Source organism: Novosphingobium sp. (genome assembly GCF_027486195.1).
Classification (GTDB): Bacteria; Pseudomonadota; Alphaproteobacteria; order Sphingomonadales; family Sphingomonadaceae; genus Novosphingobium.
Genome location: NZ_JAIXPP010000068.1, coordinates 1 through 19,858, shown reverse-complemented (window position 1 = coordinate 19,858; position 19,858 = coordinate 1). Strand labels below are relative to the sequence as shown.

Sequence of the window (19,858 nt, the reverse complement as noted above, 5' to 3'; positions counted from 1 at the left end):
CGGGCCAGCTCCTCACCCGTGGCCATCCGGCCGATCGGGATCTTGGCGAGCGTGGCGTCGTAGAACGGCGTCATGTTGTTCTTGATGTAGGTCCAGGGGCCGTCCTCGGTCATGATCGGACCGGGGGTGATGCAGTTGACGCGCACGCCCTGCGGCGCGAGCGCCTGCGACAGATCGGACGAATAGACCATGACCGCCGCTTTCAGCGCATTGTAGGGCTGCACGCCCATGAATTCCTCGACCGCGCCGGTCGAGCTCATGCAAATGATCGAGCCGGCATCTGACTTCAGCAGATAGGGCTTCGCCGCCGCGACGCCGCGACGCATGGGGAGGATATCGGCCTGCATCACTGCATCCCAGCCGGCATCGCTGTCTTCGCCCAGATTGGCGGAGGTGAAGCTGATGAAGATGTCGCAGCCGCCCAGCGCTTCGGCCGCCTTGTCGACGAAGGCCGGAACCGCCTCGGCATCGGTGACATTGAGCGCCTCGGCATAGACGGTGACCCCGCTCGGGGCGAGTTCACCAACGATCTTGTCAACCTTGGCCTGCGTGCGGCCGCAAACCGCGACATGGCAACCCTCCGCCGCGAGCGCGAGCGCTACCTGGCGCCCGATGCCGCCATTGGCGCCTACCAGAATGGCCTTCCTGTCCTTGAGCCCCAGATCCATTGCGCGTTCCTTCTTTGCGTGTTGCGATGCACGACCATGGGCAGGGCGCGTGGCCGCGGCCACTCGCGTTTTGGGCAGGGGATGCCCCCAACATTCCCATGCGCTGCTGCGTGTTTACCGATCTCAGGCCCGGTTACGAGTCGCGATCATGTCTGCGGCTTTTTCGGCAATCATGATCGTCGGCGCGTTGGTGTTTCCCGAAACCAGACATGGCATCACGCTGGCATCAACAACCCGCAGCCCATCCACGCCGTTTACCCGCAGCGCGCCATCGACCACTGCCCGATCATCGATGCCCATGCGGCAGGTGCCCACCGGGTGATAAATGGTTTCCGCCCAGCCCCGCATTTTTTCAAGCAAGGCGGCGCGGTCGGTCACCTGTGGTCCCGGCCAGGCTTCGCCATCGTTGAACGCAGCAAACGCAGGCTGGCCGCCAATGCGCCGGGCCATTTCAACCCCGCTGAGCAGCGTTTCGACATCTTCGGGCGCGCTGAGATAGTTCGGGTCGATCGCCGGGTGTGCAAGCGAATCGGGCGATTTCAGGCGGATTGTGCCGCGGCTTTCGGGGCGCAGCTGGCAAACGTGGAGCTGATACCCATGGCGACTGCCAAGCCCGCCGCGGCCATGCGGATTGCCGAGCACCGGCATGAAATGCATCTGGATGTCGGGCGCGGCAAGACCTTCGCGGGTTGAAAGGAACGCGCCCATGGGCGTGGGCATATGCGCGCCGTTGCCGGAGCGCAGAAACACCCATTTGCCCAGCGCCGCCAGTTTGTTGATCATCTTGCTGTTGCGGTTCAGCGTGATCGGCTGGCTGCAATGCCATTGCACGATCACATCGAGGTGATCCTGAAGATTGCCGCCGACATCCGGGCTATCGGCCACCACCGGCACGCCGAAGCCTTGCAGATGCGCGGCCGGCCCGATGCCGGACAGCATCAGCAGTTGTGGGCTGTTGACCGCGCCGCCGCAGAGAATAACCTCGCGGCCCGCGACGCTGAACGCGGCATTGTTCTGCCGATAGGCCACCCCTGTCGCCCGCTTGCCCTCAAACAGCACACGTTCCACCTGCACCCCTGTCAGGATGGTGAGATTGGGGCGTTTGCGCACCGCCTCGGTCAGATAGGCCTTGGCTGCAGAGAAACGTTCGCCATCCTTGATCGTGGCATCATACTGGCCCACCCCTTCGAATTGCGGGCCATTGAAATCATCGGTGCGGGCATATCCGGCTTGCGTCGCAGCTTGTACGAAGGCTTCGTTGAGCACGTTTTGCAGCGCGCCCTTGCGGCTGGTGTGCAAGGGGCCGCCGCTGCCGTGAAAATCGTCCGCACCGCGTTCGCTGTCTTCGGACTTGCGGAAATAGGGCAGAACATCCTCCCAGCCCCAGCCGGTCAGGCCAAGCTGCGCCCAACGATTGTAATCGCTGGCATGCCCGCGAATATAAACCATGCCATTGATCGAGGACGATCCGCCCAGCGCGCGCCCGCGCGGCCAATAAAGCTTGCGATTGCCAAGGTGGGTCTGCGGCTCGGTCCAGAAACTCCAGTCAAATGCGCTGTTCTTGTCCGGCGGGATGATTTCGGCGATGCCGCCCGGCATCTGGATGAACATATTCTTGTCGCTGCCACCCGCCTCAAGCAGCGCCACGCGCGTGCCGGCATCGGCCGACAACCGATTGGCGAGCGCGCACCCTGCAGACCCGCCGCCCACGATCACAAAATCAAATTGCCCGTCCATGTTGCAACATTCTCCCCGGAACCCACGCTGCCCATATGCTGGCGCTGCCGTGGGTGCGAACCGATCATGCGGAATGGAAATCACGGTAACAAGTGAATTGCCGCCAAATCCCCTGCCCAACTGGCGCAGCGCCATATTCCTGTAACGCGCTGATCTGGCTTAAGGTCAGCCAAGCCCCCGGGCCTTGCTCTCTGTCACTGTCGGTCGGGTCTGGAACAACGCGCGGCGGGGTATGTCACCTTAAAGGTGCCAAATTCGGGGATGCACGGGCTGTGGCCCTTGCCCGCCAGAGGCTCGTTTTTTCTTCGGGCCTTGCTCGGGGCGGAGAGCCCCCTCTCCCAACCCTCTCCCCCTGTCCTTCGACAAGCTCAGGATGAGCGGGGGAGAGGGCTTTTCGGGCTCAGATCAGAACTTCACCGTCGCTTCAATGCCGAACTGCTGGCGCGGCGCGACCACGCCGAAGTAGAACAGGCCGGCGTCGAGCACGTTGGCAAGGCGGCCGCCCTTGTTGAGCAGATCGCGGGCATAGGCGGAGACGCGCAGGTTCTTGATCGCGCTGCCTTCGTGGAGGAGCGCGATCGAGGCATCGAGCGTGCCGTAGGCCGGGATCACGTCGCGCCGCGCGCCGGTGGTATCGGCGAGCGGGGAGGCGGTGAGGTCGTCGATGAAGGCGTAGTCGAGCGTGAAGGTCACGCGGTCGGCCGAGCTGACCTGCATCCCGTAATCGACGCCGGCGTTGAACGAGACCTTGGGCGCGCGGCGGAAGTTGCGCTGGCTCGAGACGTCGATGAATGTGCCGGGGTTGGCGAGGTTGGGGATAAGGAACGTCTTGTACCTGCCGTTGAGGTAGCCGCCCGAGGCACGCAGGGTGAGGTCGGGCGTGGGGCGGGCCTGCATTTCAAGCTCGAGGCCCCAGATCCGCGCCGAGGCCGCGTTCTCGACGATGGTTTCAGTGCCGGCGCCCGCCGCGCGGATGATGTCTTCCTGCTTGTTGTTGTAGTTCACCCAGAACGCGGTGGGATTGAGCCGCAGCTTGCCGCCGAAGAACTCGCTCTTCACGCCGGCCTCGTAGCTATCGACCTTTTCGGGATTGTAGGGCCCGATCGAAGTGGCCGAAGTGGCGCGGCCGTTGAAGCCGCCCGAACGGAACCCGCGCGACCAGCTGGCATAGAGCATCGTGTCGGGGTTCGGCTTCCAATCGAGGATCACGCGGCCGGTGGGATCGCTGAAAGTCTTCTTCGCCTTGGCCGAAAATGCGCCGGGCACCGTGAAGTCGATGTTGAAGTCCTTGGTTTCCCACGTGTAGCGCCCGCCGACGGTGAGGCGGACGTTGCTACCAAGCTTGATGATCGATTCGGCGAAGACCGCGAAGGAATCGAGCCTTTGCCCCGCGGTGAAGTTCTGCACCGGGCCATTGAGGATATAGGCCTGCGCGGCGCGCGCGCCGTTGTAGGGGTAGGGTTTGATGAAATAGTTGGTGTGCAGGTAGTAGGCACCGGCGACGATATCGATCCGGTCGGTCAGGTTGCCGCTGATGCGCACTTCCTGGCTGAACTGCTTGTAGGACTGATCGCGCGCCGCCACGAACAGCGGCAGCGCCACGCCGGGTGCAACCGGGATCGGCGGCGCGCCGGTGTTTTCCTCAAGCAGCGAGTCGTTGGTATTGCGGTAGCCGGTGATCGCGGTGAGCTTGAAGCCGCCGAGCTTGGTGTTGATTTCAAGGCTGCCGTTCACCCCGTCGATAAAGCTCCGGAAAGGCAGCGAGGTGTTGGCCAGCGTGTAGTTCTCCTTGGCCTGCTTCAGGTAGCCCTGCGAGGCGCAGCCGAGATCGCCGAGGCCGATCGCCAGCGTGAAATCGCAGATATTGCCGCCCGCGCCGAAGGGAAGGCCGCTGGCCTGCGTCAGGTTGATTGTGGACGGGTAGCCGGAGCGGTCCTTCTGGTAATCGACCGAGAGCAGCGCGGTGGTATCCGGCCCCAGATCCAGCAGCATAGAGCCGCCGATGTTCCAGAAATCGCGGCCCTTCTCCCGCTCGCCGGTGTAGCGGTTGCGGGTGAAGCTGTCGCTCTTGCGCAGGAGGCCGAACAGCTTGATCGAGGCGATGTCGCCGATCTTGGGCAGGTTCACCACAGCATCGAGATCATACGTGCCATAGCTGCCGTAGCGGCCATGGAGGGTCGCGCCGAGTTCGCCGGTGGGCTTGGTCCGGCGCATGGAGATCGTTCCGCCGATGGTGTTGCGGCCATAGAGCGTGCCCTGCGGTCCGCGCAGCACTTCGACCGATTCCAGATCGAAGAAATCGACATTCGCGCCGGTGTTGGTGCCGAGGAATACGCCGTCGATCGAGATGCCGATGGCCGGATCGAAGGTCTTTTCAAGGTCCGCAAAGCTCACGCCGCGGATCGAGGCGGCGAGCGCGTTGCCCGCGAACGAGACGCGCGCAAGCTGCACGTTGGGCAGGAACTTCTGGATGTTCTGCACATCGAGCAGCACCGAGTTCTGGATGATGTTCGCATTGAGCGCACTGACGGAGAGCGGCGTGTCCTGCAGCTTTTCATTGCGGAAGCGCGCGGTGACCACGATGTTGTCGATCCCGCTGGTGTCAGTCTGACCTTCACCGGCGCCTTGCGCATCGGCTGGCTGGGACTGTGCCATGGCGGCGGCGGGCACCAGCGCACCACCGATCATCAAGAGCTTGAAAAAGCGCGCCCTATTGGCGCGGGCCAATTGCTTCATGCTGCCTCTCCCCATTTTTATTTTGTTTCGGCGAAAGGCAACAAGGCCAAACGCCGATGGAGAGAGGCTGAACCGGATCGGACCTTTGGGCCACTGCGGATTTGGTTAGGGGAAACCGCGCAGTGCGGCGGCGTCCTCAGAGGACGAAATGATCCCCCGAAGCGCGGACGGTGACCTCGGAAATCGAGACGCCCCAAGGCTGGTTGATCGCGTGGATGATCGCATCGGCGATGTGATCGGGCGCGAGGCTGGCGTAGTCGATCGAATCGGGGCTGAGGCGCTCTGCGGGGAAGGTTCCGGCGCCCATCTGGCCGACCATCTCCATGAAATCAGGCATGTTGTGCGCCACGATCCCGACCCCGGCGGCGGGGTTGATCACGGTGCCGGAAAGGCCCGTGGTGGGCACGCCGGTGGGCTTGATCGTGGTGACCTTGATCTTGCCCCGGCTTTCGACACGCAGCGATTCCGAAAGGAAGTTCACCGCAGACTTGGACGCGCCATAAACCGCCGCGCCGATCACCGGGAAGTTGCCGTAGATCGAGGAGAGATTGACGATATGCCCGCGCCCGGCGGCGATCATCGGATCGTAGGCGGCGACCATGCCGTTGAGCACGCCCTTGATGTTGATATCGATGCAGCGCTCCCACGCGGGATAGGCCGCCTCGTGATCGGAAAAGAACGCGAGCGGCATGATGCCGGCGTTGTTGATCATCACATCGATCCTGCCGTGGGCTTCGGCAGCGCGGGCGATGAGCGCCTTGACCGCACCAAGATCGCGCACGTCGGTTTCGACCGCGATGGCCGCACCGCCAGCGCTGATGACCGCGTCCGCAGTAGCCTCGGCAGCGGCAAGATCGATATCGCCGCAAGCCACCTTGGCGCCAAGCGCGGCGGCCTTGAGCGCGACAAGCCGGCCAAAACCGCCGCCCGCACCGGTGATAACGATGGATTTGCCCGCGATGTGGTTGGTCATGCTCTCTCCGAAAGTCTGGGTGCCTTGAGGCACCGGGTTAATCGGAGAGATTTACGGCGGCGGCAGCGGGAATCCACCCCCGTTCCTTCAAGCGCCGCATTTCGTCATCGGCATCAGGGCTGCGCAGCCGCTGCCGTGAGCGTCTGGCCGCCGGTTGTCGGCAATGACCAGATCACGACATTGGTGATCATCACGGCCGCCAGGATCGCCATGAGCGCCGGGCGCTGGCGTTCGCCCTTGCGCCAGAGGAACACCGCGCCCGCGAGGAGTGCGAGCGCGGTGAGCATGGCGAGGGATAGTGCCGCGTCAGTCATCGAGGTTCGAACGCGCCGGCTGTCAGGACTTGAACAGGCCCGAGGCCAAGCCGCCAAGATTGCCGAGCGGGTTTTCACCTTCCTTCCCGCCAAGCAGGCCGCCGATCATGTTGGCCGCATCGGGGTGCTGGGCGAGCATGGTCGCGAAGCTGGCGAGCGAGCCCTCGCCGCCGATGTGGCCGACGATCTGCTGCAGCACGCCAGCATCGATCCCGGTGTTGGCCGCAGCGGTTTCGACCGTATCGGTCGGCGCGGCGTGGCCAGCGGCGAGCCCGGCAATCGCAGATTCCACCGTCGAGGGATCGATGCCGACCTTGGCAGCAAGGTTCTTCAAATCGACATTGCTGCTGATCTGGCCGAGGATCTGATCGAAAATGCTCATGCGCCGAACTCCCTGAAGGATGAGGCGCGCAATCTAGCCGATGATGCCTCGGAAGCCATCACCAATATGGCCCGCCGCAATCAGGCGAAAGCGCCGCGCGCGCCCGTGGGCGCCGTGCGCGGCTGATCGCGTCGGCGGAGGATCTGCTGCACCGGCGCATCGAACCAGCGCATCGCGAACCAGGCAAGCGCGAGGGCGCAAGCCGCCTCTGCCACGGCGAACAACGCGAACTGGGCGGGCGAAAGCGAGTAGCGGCGCACTACTTCGAGCCCGAGCCGCAGCACTGCGGCCTGCGTGATGTAGAGCGGATAGGACAAGGCCCCGATCACCGCAAAGGCGCGTTCAAGCCTGGGGCCAGGCCGGTTGGCGATGCCCAGCCACACCAGCAGCGGAAACAGCACGACGACACAGGCAAGCGAACTCCCCGCGCCCCAGCCGATCGGCGCCAGCAGCACGGCAAGCAGGACAAGCATCAGGCCTCCCCCCGCCAGCACGCCGCTGCCAGGGGCGGCAGGCAGGCGGCGCAGGAGGACACCGGCGAAGAACGGAAAGATCACGCGGGGCACGCCGAGGAGTACGGTTGCCTGTTCGTGCCCGCCGCTGATCCCAGCATTGGCATAGGCGAGCCACGCCAGTGCCGCGCCGCCTGCCAGCAGGATCGCGATCAACACCGCGTTGCTGAGCCAGCGCGCGATGCACGCAAAGAGCACGTTGGCGAGCGCTTCGAACGTGAGCGACCACGCTGCCGGATTGAAAGGATAAGCCGTGGGCCACTGCGGAAACACGAAGGACGGCAGCAGGAGGAAGGCAAAGAGCGCCGCAGTCGCCACATCAGCCGGGCTGACCGAACCCTTCACCGCAGCCGCGAGCGCCGCCAGCATCGTGCCCAGCAGGATGCCAAGGAACGCCAGCGGATAGAGCCGGACGAAGCGAAGCTGTGCAAACGCGCGCAGCGATAGCGCGCCGCCCGCCAGCCGCGCCTCATAGGAATGGGCAACGACGAAGCCGCTCAGCACATAGAAGAAATCGACCGCAAGCCCGGCGAAAGGCAGCGCGGCCAGCGTGCGCTGCTGGACGATGTGGAACACAAGCACGACGAGGGCTGCGATACCGCGCATGCCATCGAGAGTGTGAAACCGCATCGTGCATTCTCCTGCGGGACAAGCGGCCATCGAAGCCCGCCGCCGCACGACGCGCAGGGGCGCGCGCCGTGCCGCAGCCTTCGGGTTCAGATCACGATGGGATCCGGATGGATGTTGCTGAGCGTGATCGCCTGCGTGTGACCGAAGGAATCGTTGAGCAGGAACGTGGTGCCATCGAAGGGCCCGCCCTTGATCTCGTAAAAGCTGCCCTTGGTCGGGTTCGCAGTGAGGAACCGGGCCATCGCGTTGATGTCTTCCTGACCGTCGATGAAGTAGGAACCGGTGCCCTTGCGCGACATGCCGAGCGTGCCGAAGATATCATCGAAGCCGGTGATGCGCACATTGTCGCCGTCCGCAAAGGTGAGGTCGGTGACCATGACCCACTGCCAGACCTCGGTGACACCGCGGCCACCGCTGAAGCTCATCGGCGCAAAGCCTTCGCCCGAGCGGAACACGAACTGGTCCGCGCCGGCGCCACCGGTAAGCGAATCCTGGCCCCCGCCACCCTTCAGAACGTCGTTACCGTCGCCGCCATAGAGCCAGTCCTTGCCGCCACCGCCGTAAACCATGTCGTTTCCGCCGCCGCCAAACAGCACATCGCTACCGCCCCCGCCGGTGATCGTGTCGGCACTTGCCGTGCCCGTGATGACTTCATTGCTCTTTGTTCCGTTGATCGTCGCCATTTCAATCTCCAATACTTCTATGACCGCGTACTTGACGCTCTCATCCGGAATTAACGTCCCACAATTGCAATTATTAATTCCATATTTAGGATAGCACGTTTGACAAATACTTATCTATACGTGGTAACCCAGTCGGTATTGGCCTTGATCAAGGCAAACGCCCGGCGCAGCGAACGCCTCTAACCTCGTGCATAGCGGTGCCTGGTGGCTTCGCCGCGTGGAAACAGGTTCAGTTCCGAAGCAGTTGGCGGCGCTCACGCTATGTCGCCGCACGAAAGCGGCGCAGAAAACCGGTGCGGCGCGGCCGCGCGGTGCCTGCAGGCGAATCAGCGCCGACTAGAACATGCCGTGCAAGCCAGGCGCGGGCCGGTTCATCGAACCAGACGAGCACGGCCCAAGCCGCCAGCAGCAGCAAGGGCGCGAGCAGCAGCGCTGCCCAGTTCCCGCCTGCGCCGCCCCCAGCATATTTCAGTACGCCGGCGGCAAGCGCGAGCACCGGCACATGTATGCCGTAGACCGGATAGGAAAGCCGCCCGAGCAGCGCGCCGCCGGGCAGCACTTGTTCCTGTCCGGCGGCGACGGCGACCATCAGCACTGCCGGCATGCACACAAGCACGACGAGCAGCTGCCAGCCCAGCACCGGCAATGGCAGCGCGAGGAAATAGACCAGCGCTGCCAGCACCATGATCGCGCTGGGGCGGCCCATGCGCGGGAGATTGTGCCGCACGCGGTGCAGCAGCAGACCGCTGCCGAAACCGAAGCCCACCCGCGCCGCGCCGCCAGCCAGCGACACGGCCTCCCAGCCGATATCGAGCGTGCCGAAGCGCAGCCCCAGCACGACGAGCAGCCCCGCACTCACGGCGACGAGGCCGCAGAGCACCTTCGTGCTGCGCCCGGCAAGGAAGGCAGCCCAGACGAAGTTGATCGCGATCTCGAAGAACAGCGACCACAGCGGGCCGTTGGCGGGGAACATCTCCCAGCCCGTCGCGCGGCCATGCCACAGCTTGGGCAGGAGCAGGAGGTTCAGCAGGTTCGCGCCGAGAACTTCGGCCAGCGGATCGGAACGAGCAGGTGCGGCAAAGGCGCGCGCGACGAGATAAGCCCCGCCGGCTAGTGCCCCGAGCACGGCCACCGGCGCCATGCGGACAAGGCGGCGCGCGGCGAAGGCGTTGAACGACATGCCGCTGGCAAGCCGCGCCTCATACGCCTCAGCAATCACGAAACCGCTGAGCATGAAGAAGAAATCGACCGCGAGGAAGCCGTTGGGCAGGATCAGCGGGCCGCCGCCCCGCGTGCCGATGTGGAAGACCAACACCGCCAGCGCGGCAACCCCGCGCAGTTCATCAAGCAGCCGATAGCGTTCGTGACCAGCCATGGGCCGGGATCTCCTTCGTTCGCGCTGAAAGGCGGGAGAAAGGGCCGGCAAGTCCACGCCCGGTTGCTCCATTTTCGAACCAATCCCGCCGCGCGATGGTGCACCACGCGGCTTTGACAGCGGGCGGCTGGTGGGACACTGTCCGCCGCATGACACAGCAAGCCTCTGCCGCCCCCGCCCTTTCGCCCGATCTCTCCCCTGCCCTATCGCGCCGCGAGGCGATCGCGGGCCTCGCTGCAGGGGCTGCCGCGCTGGCGCTGCCTGCGCAGGCTCTTTCGGCGCAGGTGCAACCGGCAGGAGCGCCCTCGCCGGCTGCCGCACTGCTGGATGATGCCGCGTGGCGGATGCTGGCGCTGAAGCCGGAGAGCGCGACCTCGCTCGGGCTCGATACCGGGGCCCATGCTGCCTTGCGGGGCGCGTTGGAAGACCGCTCGGCTGCGGGACAGGCGGCTGTCGCGGCGCTGGTGCGCGCCGATCTCGCCAAGGTCGAGGCGATTGCCGACGCGGGCCTCGATCCCGTCACCCGCACCAGCCTTGCGGTGGTGAAGAGCGCTTATCGCACCGCGCTGGACGGGTTTGCCCTGCCTTATGGCGACGTCACCGTCGGCGGATGGCGCAACACGCCCTACGTCGTGATCCAGAACGTGGGCGCCTACATCGACGTTCCGCGTTTCCTCGATTCGGACCATCCGATCAACACGTCGGCGGATGCCGAGGCCTATCTGGCGCGGCTGGCGCAGTTCCCGGCGGTGCTGGCGGGCGAGACGGCGCGGCTGAGGGCCACGGCGGCGCAAGGCGTGATCGCGCCCTCGTTCCTGATCGAAAAGGCGATCCGGCAGATGGGCGCGAGCCTTTCGGCGATGGGTTCAGGCGGAGGCCTTGTCGAATCGATCGAGCGGCGCACGCGCGAGAAGGGGATCGCCGGCGATTGGGCGGGCCGTGCGCGCGAGATCGTCACCAAGCAAGTCGCCCCGACTTTGGAGCGGCAGCTTGCCGAGTTGATCGCGCAGCGCAACAACGCGGTGTCGGCAGCGGGCATGCACCAGCGCCCCGGCGGCGATGCGTTCTATGCCTGGGCCCTGCGCGCCAGCACCACGACGCGGATGACGCCCGACGAGATCCACAAGCTGGGCCTCGAATCGCTGGCCGAACTGCAGGGGCGGATGGACCCGATCCTCCGCAAGCTGGGCTATACCAGCGGCACGGTTGGCGAGCGGATGACCGCGCTGGGCCAGGATCCGCGCTTCCAGTTCCCCGACAACGACGAGGGCCGCGCGCAGATCATCGCGTTCATCCAGAAGCGGCTGACCTATATCCGCGCGCAGATGCCGCGCGCGTTTTCCCGGCTGGTGCGCGGCAATCTGGAGGTGCGGCGCCTGCCCCCGGCGGAGGAACCCGGCGCACCCGGCGCCTATGGCGGTCCCGGCTCGATCGATGGTTCGATCCCGGGCAAGATGTGGATCAATCTCGGCACCACGCGGCTCCACAGCACCTACAGCCTGCCGACGCTGGTCCACCATGAGGCGATCCCCGGCCATGTCTGGCAGGGCGAATATTCGAACCAATTGCCGACGATTCGCGCGATGCTGGCCTTCAACGCCTATTCAGAAGGCTGGGCGCTTTATTCCGAAACGCTGGGCGACGAGCTTGGCGCCTATGACGACGACCCGGTAGGCAAGCTGGGCTATCTCCAGTCCATCGCCTTCCGCGCCTGCCGTCTAGTGGTCGATACCGGCCTCCACGCGCGCGAATGGACCCGCGAGCAGGCGATCGACTGGTTCGCCAATTCAAACGGTTCGGGCCGCGACGAGGTGACCAGCGAGGTCGAGCGCTATTGCAGTTGGCCGGGCCAGGCCTGCGGCTATTTCATCGGCCGCAGCGAGATCCTGCGCCAGCGCGCGCGTGCCATGGCGGCGCTCGGCAAGGCCTATGACCTGCGCGATTACGACAACGCGGTGGTCGAGGGCGGGAACGTGCCGCTCGACGTGCTGGCGGCCAATATCGACCGGTATATCGCGGGCAAGCAGGGCTGAGGGCGCAGGTTCAGGCCCGCCGTGCTGCCTCGATTGCGGCGATGTCGATCTTGCCCATGGTCATCATCGCCTCGAACACGCGCTTGCGGACGGCGGGGTCGGGATCGGCCATGCCGCGCGTGAGGGCGCGCGGGGTGATCTGCCACGAGAGGCCCCATTTGTCCTTGCACCAGCCGCAGCGACTCGCGCTGCCGCCGCCCGAGACGATGGCGTCCCACAGGCGGTCGGTCTCTTCCTGCGTATCGGTCGGGACCTGAATCGAGAACGCTTCGCTATGCTTGAAATAGGGCCCGCCGTTGAGCCCGATGCAGCGGAATCCGAGCACGGTAAACTCGACCGTGAGGACATCGCCTTGCTTGCCATCCGGATAATCGCCCGGTGCGCGGTGGATGCCTGAAACGCGGCTGTCCGGAAAGGTCTCTGCGTAGAAAGCGGCGGCTTCTTCCGCCGCGCCTTCGTACCAAAGGCAGAGGACCGCGTCGGTCATCCCCCGGTTCTGCCCTTGGCCGCCTTGATCAACTCCCGGTCGATCGCCTTGGCCGACTGATAGCCGGCGCGGGTGCGGATGCGTTCGGCATAGGCGGCAAAGCTGGGGAGCGGCGGGATCGAGCCGAAGTTCAGGCCCCAGTCGATCTGGCTGCCGACATAGACGTCCGCCATCGTGAAGCGCGGACCGCAGACCCAGTCGCGGCTGGAAAGCAGCCCGTCCATCACTTCAATGGTGAGCTCATAAGTGCCGAAACCGGCCATCCCCGTTTTGCCTTCGGGCACATTCCAACCCATCGCGCGGCTGATCACCGCCTGCTCGAGCGGACCAGCCGCAAAGAACATCCAGCGGTAGTAATCCGCCTTTTCCTCCTCGCGCGGGAAGAGATCGGCTTCCACGTGGATATCGGCCAGATAGGCGCAGATGCCCGCGCATTCGGTGATCACGCGGTCGCCCTCCGGCGCGTGGTGGATCAAGGTGGGCACCTTGTTCATCGGATTGGCGGCGGCCAGTTCGACCGGGCGATCCGCCCAATCGACCAGCACATGCTCATACTCCGCACCCGCTTCGTGGAGCGCCCAGCGGGCAATCTGGCCGCGCGACATGGGGACGGTGAAGAAGGTGTAGTCTGCCATGGTTCAGCTTTCTCGTTGGCCGACAAGCGCGAAGGGCGCGCCCTGGGGATCGGTGCCGGCCACGGTCCAGTCACCGCCCGGCACCTGATGCGGCCCGTTCAGCACCTGTCCGCCGTGCGCGGCAACCGCTTTGACGGCCTGATCGATATCGGCCACGCGGATGTAGTAGGTCCAGCCCCTTCGCGGCCAACCCGGCGGCGCTTGCATGGCCGCACCAATATCGACGCCGCTCTGGTCGATGAAGCAATAGTCCCCGAGTTCACCCATCGGCATCGTGCGATGGAATTCGAAGCCGAAGTGGCGCGCGTAGAAGTCCTTCGCCGCTGCAAGATCGGGCGTGACGAGTTCGTTCCACGAGACGTGCTGCGGTGTGGTCCGATCGTAGCAGGCGCTCACCGCATCAGGCATATCGGGCGGCGGGACCGGGTGCATGACGTAGAAGGGCATGCCCTGCGGGTCGGTGACCATGGCGAACCGGCCCTGCGGAATGTCCTGCGCGGGCATGAGCACGCGTCCGCCTTCGGCCACGATCGCCGCAGCCTTGGCATCGACATCATCGACGTGGAAATAACCGAGCCACGTGGGATGCGCGCCCTCGGCGATCATCTCCTCCGAGAGGCGGAGCGCCCCGCCGGTGGCGCCGCCATCACTGCGCATGATCATGCGGTAGAAATCGTCGCCCGGCTGCTCGCCCGGGCCATCGATCCGCCAGCCGACGACGGCGTCGTAGAAGGCCTTGGCCCCATCGAGATCGGGCGTCATCAGTTCGTACCAGATGAAGCTGCAGGGCACGCTCATGTCCGTTCTCCGATCCACAGCAACTGTTCGATCATGCGCGGTCTCTCGCCCCGCCGCTGCACGCCTGCGCGTATCTACACCCTCGCCATTCCGGTGGCCCGGCGCCTGCGATCAGGCGGGAACGAGATCGGGCAGGATGCGCTGCATGAGTGCCGCTTCCTTCTGCGCGACCGCCTGCCACGCGGGGCGCGCCAGCGCGCGGGCATGCCATGCGGCGGTCTTCGGATAGGTCGCCGCATTGGGGCCATGGCCGACATAGCGCAGCGTGCACAGCATCGAGGCGACGGTGATGTCGGCGATGGTGAAGGCATCGCCCAGCAGCCAGCCCTCGTCCGGCGCGACGCTCTCGATGTAGTCGAAAATACGCGGCAGTTCGGCCTCGCCCTCAAGGGCAAGCGCCTCGTTCACAGGCAGGCCGAGGAAGCGCGGCCCGACCACGCGGTTGAACAGGATTTTGAGGCCCGAGGCGGCGAAGATGGTATCGCCGAACTCGTCGAACCACACCGCGAGGCCGAGTGCCTGCGGATCGGTGGGGATCAGTGCAGGGGAGGGGTATTTCGCCTCGAGATAATGAACAATTGCCGACGAATCGGCGAGTGTGAAGCCATCGTCATCGATCGCCGGGATCTTCGCAAAGGGGCTGACCGCGAGGAACTCTGCGTCCGTGACGCCTGGGCCGCCGCGCGCCGGGGTATAGTCCACGCCCTTCTCGCCCAGAACCACCGCCACCTTGCGCACGAAGGGCGAGAGAAGAGCCCCATACAATTTCATAGCATCCGCCTCCCGCGGTCGAGTCAGCACGCAAAGCTTATTGCAGCCTTTCGCAGCCCCGTATAGGCGATGAGGCGATGAGCGATATTCCGAACCTGCAGGCCGATACCCGCGCCACCACCGTCCTTGCCGCCCCCGACATCACGCTGAGCGTGCGGGAGACCTTCGGCATTCCCATCGACATGACCGTCCCCGCATTCTCGGTGGCCGACGAGCGGGTGCCGGATCTCGATCCGAACTACGTGTTCGATCCGGATACCACGCTGGCGATCCTGGCGGGCTTTGCCCACAACCGCCGCGTGATGGTGCAGGGCTATCACGGCACCGGCAAATCGACGCACATCGAGCAGGTGGCAGCCCGCCTCAAGTGGCCGTGCATCCGCATCAACCTCGACGCGCATATCAGCCGCATCGACCTCGTCGGGCGCGACGCGATCGTGCTGCGCGATGGTCTTCAGGTCACCGAGTTCCGCGAGGGCCTGCTGCCATGGGCACTGCAGACGCCGACCGCACTGGTCTTCGACGAATACGATGCGGGCCGGCCCGACGTGATGTTCGTGATCCAGCGCGTGCTCGAAACCGAGGGCAAGCTCACGCTGCTCGACCAGAACCGTGTGATCCGCCCGAACCCCAACTTCCGCCTTTTCGCCACTGCGAACACGGTGGGTCTGGGTGACACGAGCGGGCTGTATCACGGCACGCAGGCGATCAACCAGGGCCAGATGGACCGCTGGAACATCGTCGTCGCGCTGAACTATCTGCCTGCCGCGACGGAGATCGACGTGGTGACCAAGAAGGTCCCCGGGCTCGACGCCAAGACGGCGGCGGACATGGTGCGCGTCGCCGACCTCACCCGCAAGGGCTTCATGGCCGGCGACATCTCGACCGTGATGAGCCCGCGCACGGTGATCAGCTGGGCGCAGAACACCGGCATCTTCGGCGATACCGGCTTTGCCTTCCGCCTCTCGTTCCTCAACAAGTGCGACGAGACCGAGCGGGTGCTGGTGGCCGAATACTACCAGCGCGTGTTCGGCAAGGACCTGCCTGAAAGCGTCGTCGGCAAGGTCTGAGGGTCGACCGTGACGCCATGACAAGGTCAGCCATCAGCCTTGCACTCAGCGGGCTTGTGGCACTTGCGCCGCTGACCGGCCATGCCGCGTCTACCAGTGAGCGACAAGCGCTTGTTCCGGCTGAGGACAATCCGCCTGTCGGCATCCGCTTGACCGCAAGGCCAGGCGATACGCTGGTTCGCAGCATGGTGATGAACACGGACCGCACCGCCGTCAGTGGTGCGCAAACCGTTGCGATTGGTGCCTACTCGCAAGCCTTTGCCGATGGCTACCAATTGGTAACGCGCAAGCCGTTGCCCACAGCGGCGGCCATAACTGGTCTCAACGCGAGCAAGTATTACTGCTCCGGCAGCGATATCGAGCGATACAGTCCGGTGATCGAAACTGACGCATCCGGGCGCAAGAAATCTCGCTACAATGTGAACTTCTGCTTCTCGGACGAGGACAGCGATGGAAGGGTGGATCACGCCTTCGTCATCAGCAACAAGATGCCCGAATTGCTCAAGGCCGTTGCCATCAACCCGTTTCCGGTGCGGGAACTGGGCCTGTCACCACGCCTCGACCCCACCGACGCACGGCTGATCTACAAGCGGCTGACGCCCGGCGACCGAAACATTCTCTTCTATATTAGGCTGTTTAAAGGCAAGACCGAATACATCAGCAGCTACTTCAAGGTCTGGCAGGGGGACGACGCGTCCGAGACGAAGCAGGATGCCAAGGTCAACATCAAGTACGGTGACAGCCTCCCTTTCGCACTGCCGCAGATGATCGGCTACCGGATTACGCTTGATTCGGTTGATCCGAAGACCGGCGAAATTGCCTATCACTACGAAAGGGCGGCTGAGGCGACGTATTACCAGTCCGTCTTCAACGGGGGGAACACCGGGATGATCTTCATCTTTTATCATTGAGCGGGCTATTCAGCCGGCATGAAGCATCCCCGCGCCGCGTTGCAAAGTGGTGCGCGGCGCGAGGCGAGCAACTGTGCTGTCGGCAGCGGCGCGCTTATGACACGGAGCCCCATCAGGGGGTGTCCGGCCACAGCTGATCGCAGCCCCTGACGAACATGCACACTCCCCCGTTCCAAACCGCAACGGCAAAGGAACGGGGGAGTGTAGGGCTCCGTATAAGCGCCCGTCAGGCGGTCGGCACCACCAGATACTTCTCGCCGGTGCGGCGCGCGTTGTATTCAGCTACCGCAGCCGCATCGAGCATGCCTTCAAGGCTGACTTCGGCCTTGTAGTGGCTGGCGAAGGTGGTGGTGAGATCGCGCGCGACGCGGGCGCGCATGCGGCCCACTGTGTCCATGCCCGCCTTGGCCATGAACGGCGTCAGCAGCCAGCCGCCGAGATCCCAGGTGAGGCCGAAGGCGCGGTTGAGGATCGTCGGCCCGAGATCGAGCGCGCCGTAGATGTAGACTTTCTTTGCCACCGAGGAGCCATAGCGGCTGAACGCGGCGCCCCGGCTGGCGGAGGATTCCATCGCGGCGAGGATCTGCCCCGCGAGCGTGCCGCCGCCGATCGGATCGAAACCGAGCATCGCGCCGGTTTCGTGGATCGCATCGACAAGCGCGGCCTGGAAGCCGGGTTCGGTCATGTTGAGTACATGCGTTGCGCCAAGGCCCTTGAGCAGCGCGACCTGCTCTTCGCTGCGCACGATATTGACCAGCGGCACGTTGTCTTCCTGGCAGATGCGCACCAGCATCTGGCCGAGATTGGACGCGGCGGCAGCGTGGACGAGGCCGGTGAAGCCTTCCATCCGCATCGTCTCGACAAAGCCCAGCGCGGTCATCGGATTGACGAAGCTGGAGGCAGCCTGCGCGGCGCTCACACTGTCATCCACCGGCAGACACATGCCCGCCTCGGCATAGGCATAGCTGGCATAGGCGGTGCCCGGCACGCAGGCGACGCGCTTGCCCATCAGCGCCTGCGCGGCGGGGCTGTCACCGGCAGCGACGACGATCCCCGCCGCCTCATTGCCGGCAGGCATGTCGAGCCCGTGGCGCGCGGTCATCGCGCGGGTGGCATTGTCGGGCATCTTCGCCACGACCTTGCCGGGGCTGTAGGCGGCATTCGCGGTATCGGCAGAGGCGAACAGCAGGCCGAGGTCCGAAGGGTTGATCGGCGTCGCCTCGACAGCCACGAGGACCTGGCTGCCGGTGGGGGCCTCCCACGTCTTCGGTACGATCTGGACGGTCAGCGTGCCGTCCGCATCGAGTCGGGTGGTGAGCTGTTTGCCGGAAAATGCCATGGTTCTCTCCTGATTGCGGCCGCGCCGGGTCTGTCCCGCGCGGGTTTCAATCCGCAACTTAACGGCTCAATCGGCCGGGTAAAGCGCGCGCATGAAATAGAGGCCATCGGGAGGCGCATTGTGGCCGAGGCGTTGCCGGTCGCAAGCATCGAGCGCATCGCGCAGATCGGCGGCGCTCCACCGCCCCTCGCCCACCATGGCAAGGCAGCCGACCATCGAGCGCACCTGATGATGGAGGAAGCTGCGCGCCTCCGCCGCGACGATAACATGATCCCCCTCGCGCCGGACGGAGAGGTGGCGCAGCGTCTTCACCGGGCTCGCCGACTGGCATTGCGCCGAACGGAAGGTGGTGAAATCGTGCCGCCCCACCAGCACTTGCGCGGCGTGGTGCATGGCGTCCGCGTCCAGCGGCTGCGCGATGCGCCACGCCCGCGACGCTTCCAGCACCAGCGGCGCGCGGCGATTGGCGATCACGTACTCATAAGACCGGCCAATGCACGAAAACCGCGCATGCCAATCCTCCGGAACCACCACGCAATCGAGCACCGCCACCGCCTGTTCCGCCAGCCGCAGCCGCGCATTGATCGCCTCGCCCATGCGGAACGGCGGCAGGGGCTTCTCGCTATCGAAATGCGCGCGCATCCCCCGCGCATGCACGCCTGCATCGGTGCGCCCGGCGGAATGGAGCGTGACCGGATGGCCGACCACGCTTTCCGCCGCGTCCTCGAACGCCTGCTGCACGGAAGGCCCATGCGCCTGCCGCTGGAAGCCCATGTAGGGCCTGCCATCGTATTCGAGCGTGAGGGCGTAGCGGGTCATGCAATCACCCAAGCTGTGTGGCGGCCGGGATCGCCCGCCCGCGCAGCAGGGCAGCAGTCTCCATCGCCGGCTTGCCCGCGCGCTGGATCAGCGTGGGACGGAGCGCGCCCTCACCGCAGGCAATCGCGAGTCCGCCATCGAGCGTGGTTCCGGGCTCGCCACTGCCCGGCTGGATCGTAGCACCCAGCACGCGGTACCGCTCGCCCTCAAGCTCGAAGAACGCGCCCGGCCCCGGCGCAAAAGCGCGCACCTGCCGCTCCACCTCGATTGCGCTGCGGGTGAAATCCAGCCGGCTCTCCGCCTTCTCGATCTTGTGCGCATAGGTCACGCCTTCTTCCGGCTGCAGCTTCGGAGGATAGGCGGGCAAATCGGCCAGCACCGAAACCATCAACGCCGCGCCCTTCTCCGCCAGTTCGGATGTCAGTTCGCCCGCCGTCTTGCCGTCGACAGGCGACTCCACCGTCGCCAGCATCGGCCCGGTATCGAGTCCACGCTCCATGTGCATGATGGTCACGCCCGTCAGCTCGTCCCCCGCGAGGATCGCGCGCTGCACCGGCGCCGCCCCGCGCCAACGCGGCAGCAGCGAGCCGTGGACATTGAGGCACCCCAGCCGCGGTGCATCGAGCACCGCCTGCGGCAGGATCAGGCCATAGGCCGCCACCACCGCCACATCGGCCGCCAGCGCCGCAAACGCCGCCTGCTCGTCTGCGCCCTTCAGCGAAAGCGGTGTGCGCACGGGAATGCCCAGCGCCTCCGCCGCGCGGTGGACGGCCGAAGGCTGGAGCTGCTTGCCCCGCCCTGCCGGACGCGGCGGCTGGCTATAAGCCGCCACCACCTCGTGCCCCGCCGCGACCAGCGCGCGCAAGGTCGGCACGGCGAAATCCGGGGTTCCCATAAAGACGATGCGCATAACGCTCAAAAGGGCCTTTCGTTTGCGTGGCGTGGCCCTATCTCTCCCCCCATGGCATCGCAAGAGATCGAGGCG

At 65.2% G+C, this 19,858-nt stretch carries 19 protein-coding genes; 3 read left to right on the top strand and 16 right to left on the bottom strand.

The window, feature by feature from the left end; all coding sequences use genetic code 11:
- The 9 genes from Q0071_RS12855 to Q0071_RS12815 all read right to left on the bottom strand — a co-directional run.
- Positions 1–668: SDR family oxidoreductase (locus tag Q0071_RS12855; protein ID WP_298169837.1), on the bottom strand; the 668-nt coding region annotated here is incomplete at its 3' end.
- A gap of 123 nt (positions 669–791) precedes the next feature.
- On the bottom strand, positions 792–2,405 hold the full coding sequence (locus Q0071_RS12850; RefSeq protein WP_298169834.1) for a choline dehydrogenase: 1,614 nt from the start codon (positions 2,403–2,405) through the stop codon (positions 792–794).
- A 405-nt stretch (positions 2,406–2,810) separates the two neighbouring features.
- On the bottom strand, positions 2,811–5,141 hold the full coding sequence (locus Q0071_RS12845) for a TonB-dependent receptor (RefSeq protein ID WP_298169831.1): 2,331 nt from the start codon (positions 5,139–5,141) through the stop codon (positions 2,811–2,813).
- Positions 5,142–5,277: 136 nt separating this feature from the next.
- Complete coding sequence (locus Q0071_RS12840; protein WP_298169829.1) at positions 5,278–6,114, bottom strand: SDR family NAD(P)-dependent oxidoreductase; 837 nt, start codon at positions 6,112–6,114, stop codon at positions 5,278–5,280.
- Positions 6,115–6,227: 113 nt separating this feature from the next.
- Positions 6,228–6,428 (bottom strand): hypothetical protein, encoded by a 201-nt coding sequence (locus tag Q0071_RS12835; RefSeq protein WP_298169826.1) that lies wholly within the window; start codon positions 6,426–6,428, stop codon positions 6,228–6,230.
- A gap of 22 nt (positions 6,429–6,450) precedes the next feature.
- Positions 6,451–6,810 carry a hypothetical protein gene (locus Q0071_RS12830; RefSeq protein WP_298169825.1) on the bottom strand — a complete coding sequence of 120 codons (360 nt, stop codon included), beginning with the start codon at positions 6,808–6,810 and terminating at the stop codon, positions 6,451–6,453.
- A gap of 80 nt (positions 6,811–6,890) precedes the next feature.
- A complete protein-coding gene (locus tag Q0071_RS12825) occupies positions 6,891–7,952 on the bottom strand; it encodes an acyltransferase (protein ID WP_298169824.1) in 1,062 nt (353 codons plus the stop codon).
- Positions 7,953–8,038: 86 nt separating this feature from the next.
- Positions 8,039–8,635, bottom strand: a complete 597-nt coding sequence (locus Q0071_RS12820) for a hypothetical protein (protein ID WP_298169822.1) — start codon at positions 8,633–8,635, stop codon at positions 8,039–8,041.
- 259 nt (positions 8,636–8,894) lie between these two features.
- The gene (locus Q0071_RS12815) at positions 8,895–10,010 is read right to left on the bottom strand and encodes an acyltransferase (protein ID WP_298169820.1); all 1,116 of its coding nucleotides are present in this window, start codon (positions 10,008–10,010) and stop codon (positions 8,895–8,897) included.
- A gap of 149 nt (positions 10,011–10,159) precedes the next feature.
- On the opposite strand from Q0071_RS12815, the gene Q0071_RS12810 reads away from it, so the two are divergent.
- Positions 10,160–12,043 carry a DUF885 family protein gene (locus Q0071_RS12810; RefSeq protein WP_298169818.1) on the top strand — a complete coding sequence of 628 codons (1,884 nt, stop codon included), beginning with the start codon at positions 10,160–10,162 and terminating at the stop codon, positions 12,041–12,043.
- 10 nt (positions 12,044–12,053) lie between these two features.
- On the opposite strand, the gene Q0071_RS12805 is transcribed toward Q0071_RS12810, so the two are convergent.
- From Q0071_RS12805 to Q0071_RS12790, 4 genes are all read right to left on the bottom strand, one after another.
- Positions 12,054–12,530 (bottom strand): VOC family protein, encoded by a 477-nt coding sequence (locus tag Q0071_RS12805; protein ID WP_298169816.1) that lies wholly within the window; start codon positions 12,528–12,530, stop codon positions 12,054–12,056.
- Positions 12,527–13,165 (bottom strand): glutathione S-transferase family protein, encoded by a 639-nt coding sequence (locus tag Q0071_RS12800; RefSeq protein ID WP_298169813.1) that lies wholly within the window; start codon positions 13,163–13,165, stop codon positions 12,527–12,529. The genes Q0071_RS12805 and Q0071_RS12800 overlap by 4 nt, the downstream gene beginning before the upstream one ends.
- 3 nt (positions 13,166–13,168) lie before the next feature.
- Positions 13,169–13,963, bottom strand: a complete 795-nt coding sequence (locus Q0071_RS12795) for a VOC family protein (RefSeq protein WP_298169810.1) — start codon at positions 13,961–13,963, stop codon at positions 13,169–13,171.
- Between the two features lie 111 nt (positions 13,964–14,074).
- Positions 14,075–14,734 carry a glutathione S-transferase family protein gene (locus Q0071_RS12790; RefSeq protein WP_298169807.1) on the bottom strand — a complete coding sequence of 220 codons (660 nt, stop codon included), beginning with the start codon at positions 14,732–14,734 and terminating at the stop codon, positions 14,075–14,077.
- Between the two features lie 77 nt (positions 14,735–14,811).
- Here Q0071_RS12790 and Q0071_RS12785 point away from each other — a divergent pair, with 77 nt between their 5' ends.
- Complete coding sequence (locus Q0071_RS12785; protein WP_298169804.1) at positions 14,812–15,804, top strand: AAA family ATPase; 993 nt, start codon at positions 14,812–14,814, stop codon at positions 15,802–15,804.
- 17 nt (positions 15,805–15,821) lie between these two features.
- Positions 15,822–16,715, top strand: coding sequence for a hypothetical protein (locus Q0071_RS12780; protein ID WP_298169801.1), 894 nt, complete (start codon positions 15,822–15,824; stop codon positions 16,713–16,715).
- A 226-nt stretch (positions 16,716–16,941) separates the two neighbouring features.
- On the opposite strand, the gene Q0071_RS12775 is transcribed toward Q0071_RS12780, so the two are convergent.
- The 3 genes from Q0071_RS12775 to fmt all read right to left on the bottom strand — a co-directional run bounded on the left by Q0071_RS12775 (position 16,942) and on the right by fmt (position 19,783).
- The gene (locus Q0071_RS12775) at positions 16,942–18,054 is read right to left on the bottom strand and encodes an NADH oxidase (protein ID WP_298169799.1); all 1,113 of its coding nucleotides are present in this window, start codon (positions 18,052–18,054) and stop codon (positions 16,942–16,944) included.
- Positions 18,055–18,120: 66 nt separating this feature from the next.
- Entirely contained in the window at positions 18,121–18,873 is a 753-nt protein-coding gene (gene truA / locus Q0071_RS12770) for a tRNA pseudouridine(38-40) synthase TruA (RefSeq protein WP_298169796.1), read from the bottom strand.
- Positions 18,874–18,877: 4 nt separating this feature from the next.
- Positions 18,878–19,783: a methionyl-tRNA formyltransferase gene (gene fmt, locus Q0071_RS12765; protein WP_298169793.1), complete on the bottom strand. Its 906-nt coding sequence runs from the start codon at positions 19,781–19,783 to the stop codon at positions 18,878–18,880.
- Positions 19,784–19,858 lie beyond the last annotated feature (75 nt).

Excerpts from the sequence above, each read along its gene's own strand:
- Q0071_RS12810 (WP_298169818.1), top strand. The coding sequence starts at position 10,160 with ATGACACAGCAAGCCTCTGCCGCCCCCGCCCTTTCGCCCGATCTCTCC.
- Q0071_RS12815 (WP_298169820.1), bottom strand. The coding sequence starts at position 10,010 with ATGGCTGGTCACGAACGCTATCGGCTGCTTGATGAACTGCGCGGGGTT.
- Q0071_RS12795 (WP_298169810.1), bottom strand. The coding sequence starts at position 13,963 with ATGAGCGTGCCCTGCAGCTTCATCTGGTACGAACTGATGACGCCCGAT.
- Q0071_RS12825 (WP_298169824.1), bottom strand. The coding sequence starts at position 7,952 with ATGCGGTTTCACACTCTCGATGGCATGCGCGGTATCGCAGCCCTCGTC.
- Q0071_RS12790 (WP_298169807.1), bottom strand. The coding sequence starts at position 14,734 with ATGAAATTGTATGGGGCTCTTCTCTCGCCCTTCGTGCGCAAGGTGGCG.
- fmt (WP_298169793.1), bottom strand. The coding sequence starts at position 19,783 with ATGCGCATCGTCTTTATGGGAACCCCGGATTTCGCCGTGCCGACCTTG.
- Q0071_RS12805 (WP_298169816.1), bottom strand. The coding sequence starts at position 12,530 with ATGACCGACGCGGTCCTCTGCCTTTGGTACGAAGGCGCGGCGGAAGAA.
- Q0071_RS12840 (WP_298169829.1), bottom strand. The coding sequence starts at position 6,114 with ATGACCAACCACATCGCGGGCAAATCCATCGTTATCACCGGTGCGGGC.
- Q0071_RS12780 (WP_298169801.1), top strand. The coding sequence starts at position 15,822 with ATGACAAGGTCAGCCATCAGCCTTGCACTCAGCGGGCTTGTGGCACTT.
- Q0071_RS12835 (WP_298169826.1), bottom strand. The coding sequence starts at position 6,428 with ATGACTGACGCGGCACTATCCCTCGCCATGCTCACCGCGCTCGCACTC.
- Q0071_RS12845 (WP_298169831.1), bottom strand. The coding sequence starts at position 5,141 with ATGAAGCAATTGGCCCGCGCCAATAGGGCGCGCTTTTTCAAGCTCTTG.
- Q0071_RS12820 (WP_298169822.1), bottom strand. The coding sequence starts at position 8,635 with ATGGCGACGATCAACGGAACAAAGAGCAATGAAGTCATCACGGGCACG.
- Q0071_RS12800 (WP_298169813.1), bottom strand. The coding sequence starts at position 13,165 with ATGGCAGACTACACCTTCTTCACCGTCCCCATGTCGCGCGGCCAGATT.
- truA (WP_298169796.1), bottom strand. The coding sequence starts at position 18,873 with ATGACCCGCTACGCCCTCACGCTCGAATACGATGGCAGGCCCTACATG.
- Q0071_RS12775 (WP_298169799.1), bottom strand. The coding sequence starts at position 18,054 with ATGGCATTTTCCGGCAAACAGCTCACCACCCGACTCGATGCGGACGGC.
- Q0071_RS12785 (WP_298169804.1), top strand. The coding sequence starts at position 14,812 with ATGAGCGATATTCCGAACCTGCAGGCCGATACCCGCGCCACCACCGTC.
- Q0071_RS12830 (WP_298169825.1), bottom strand. The coding sequence starts at position 6,810 with ATGAGCATTTTCGATCAGATCCTCGGCCAGATCAGCAGCAATGTCGAT.
- Q0071_RS12850 (WP_298169834.1), bottom strand. The coding sequence starts at position 2,405 with ATGGACGGGCAATTTGATTTTGTGATCGTGGGCGGCGGGTCTGCAGGG.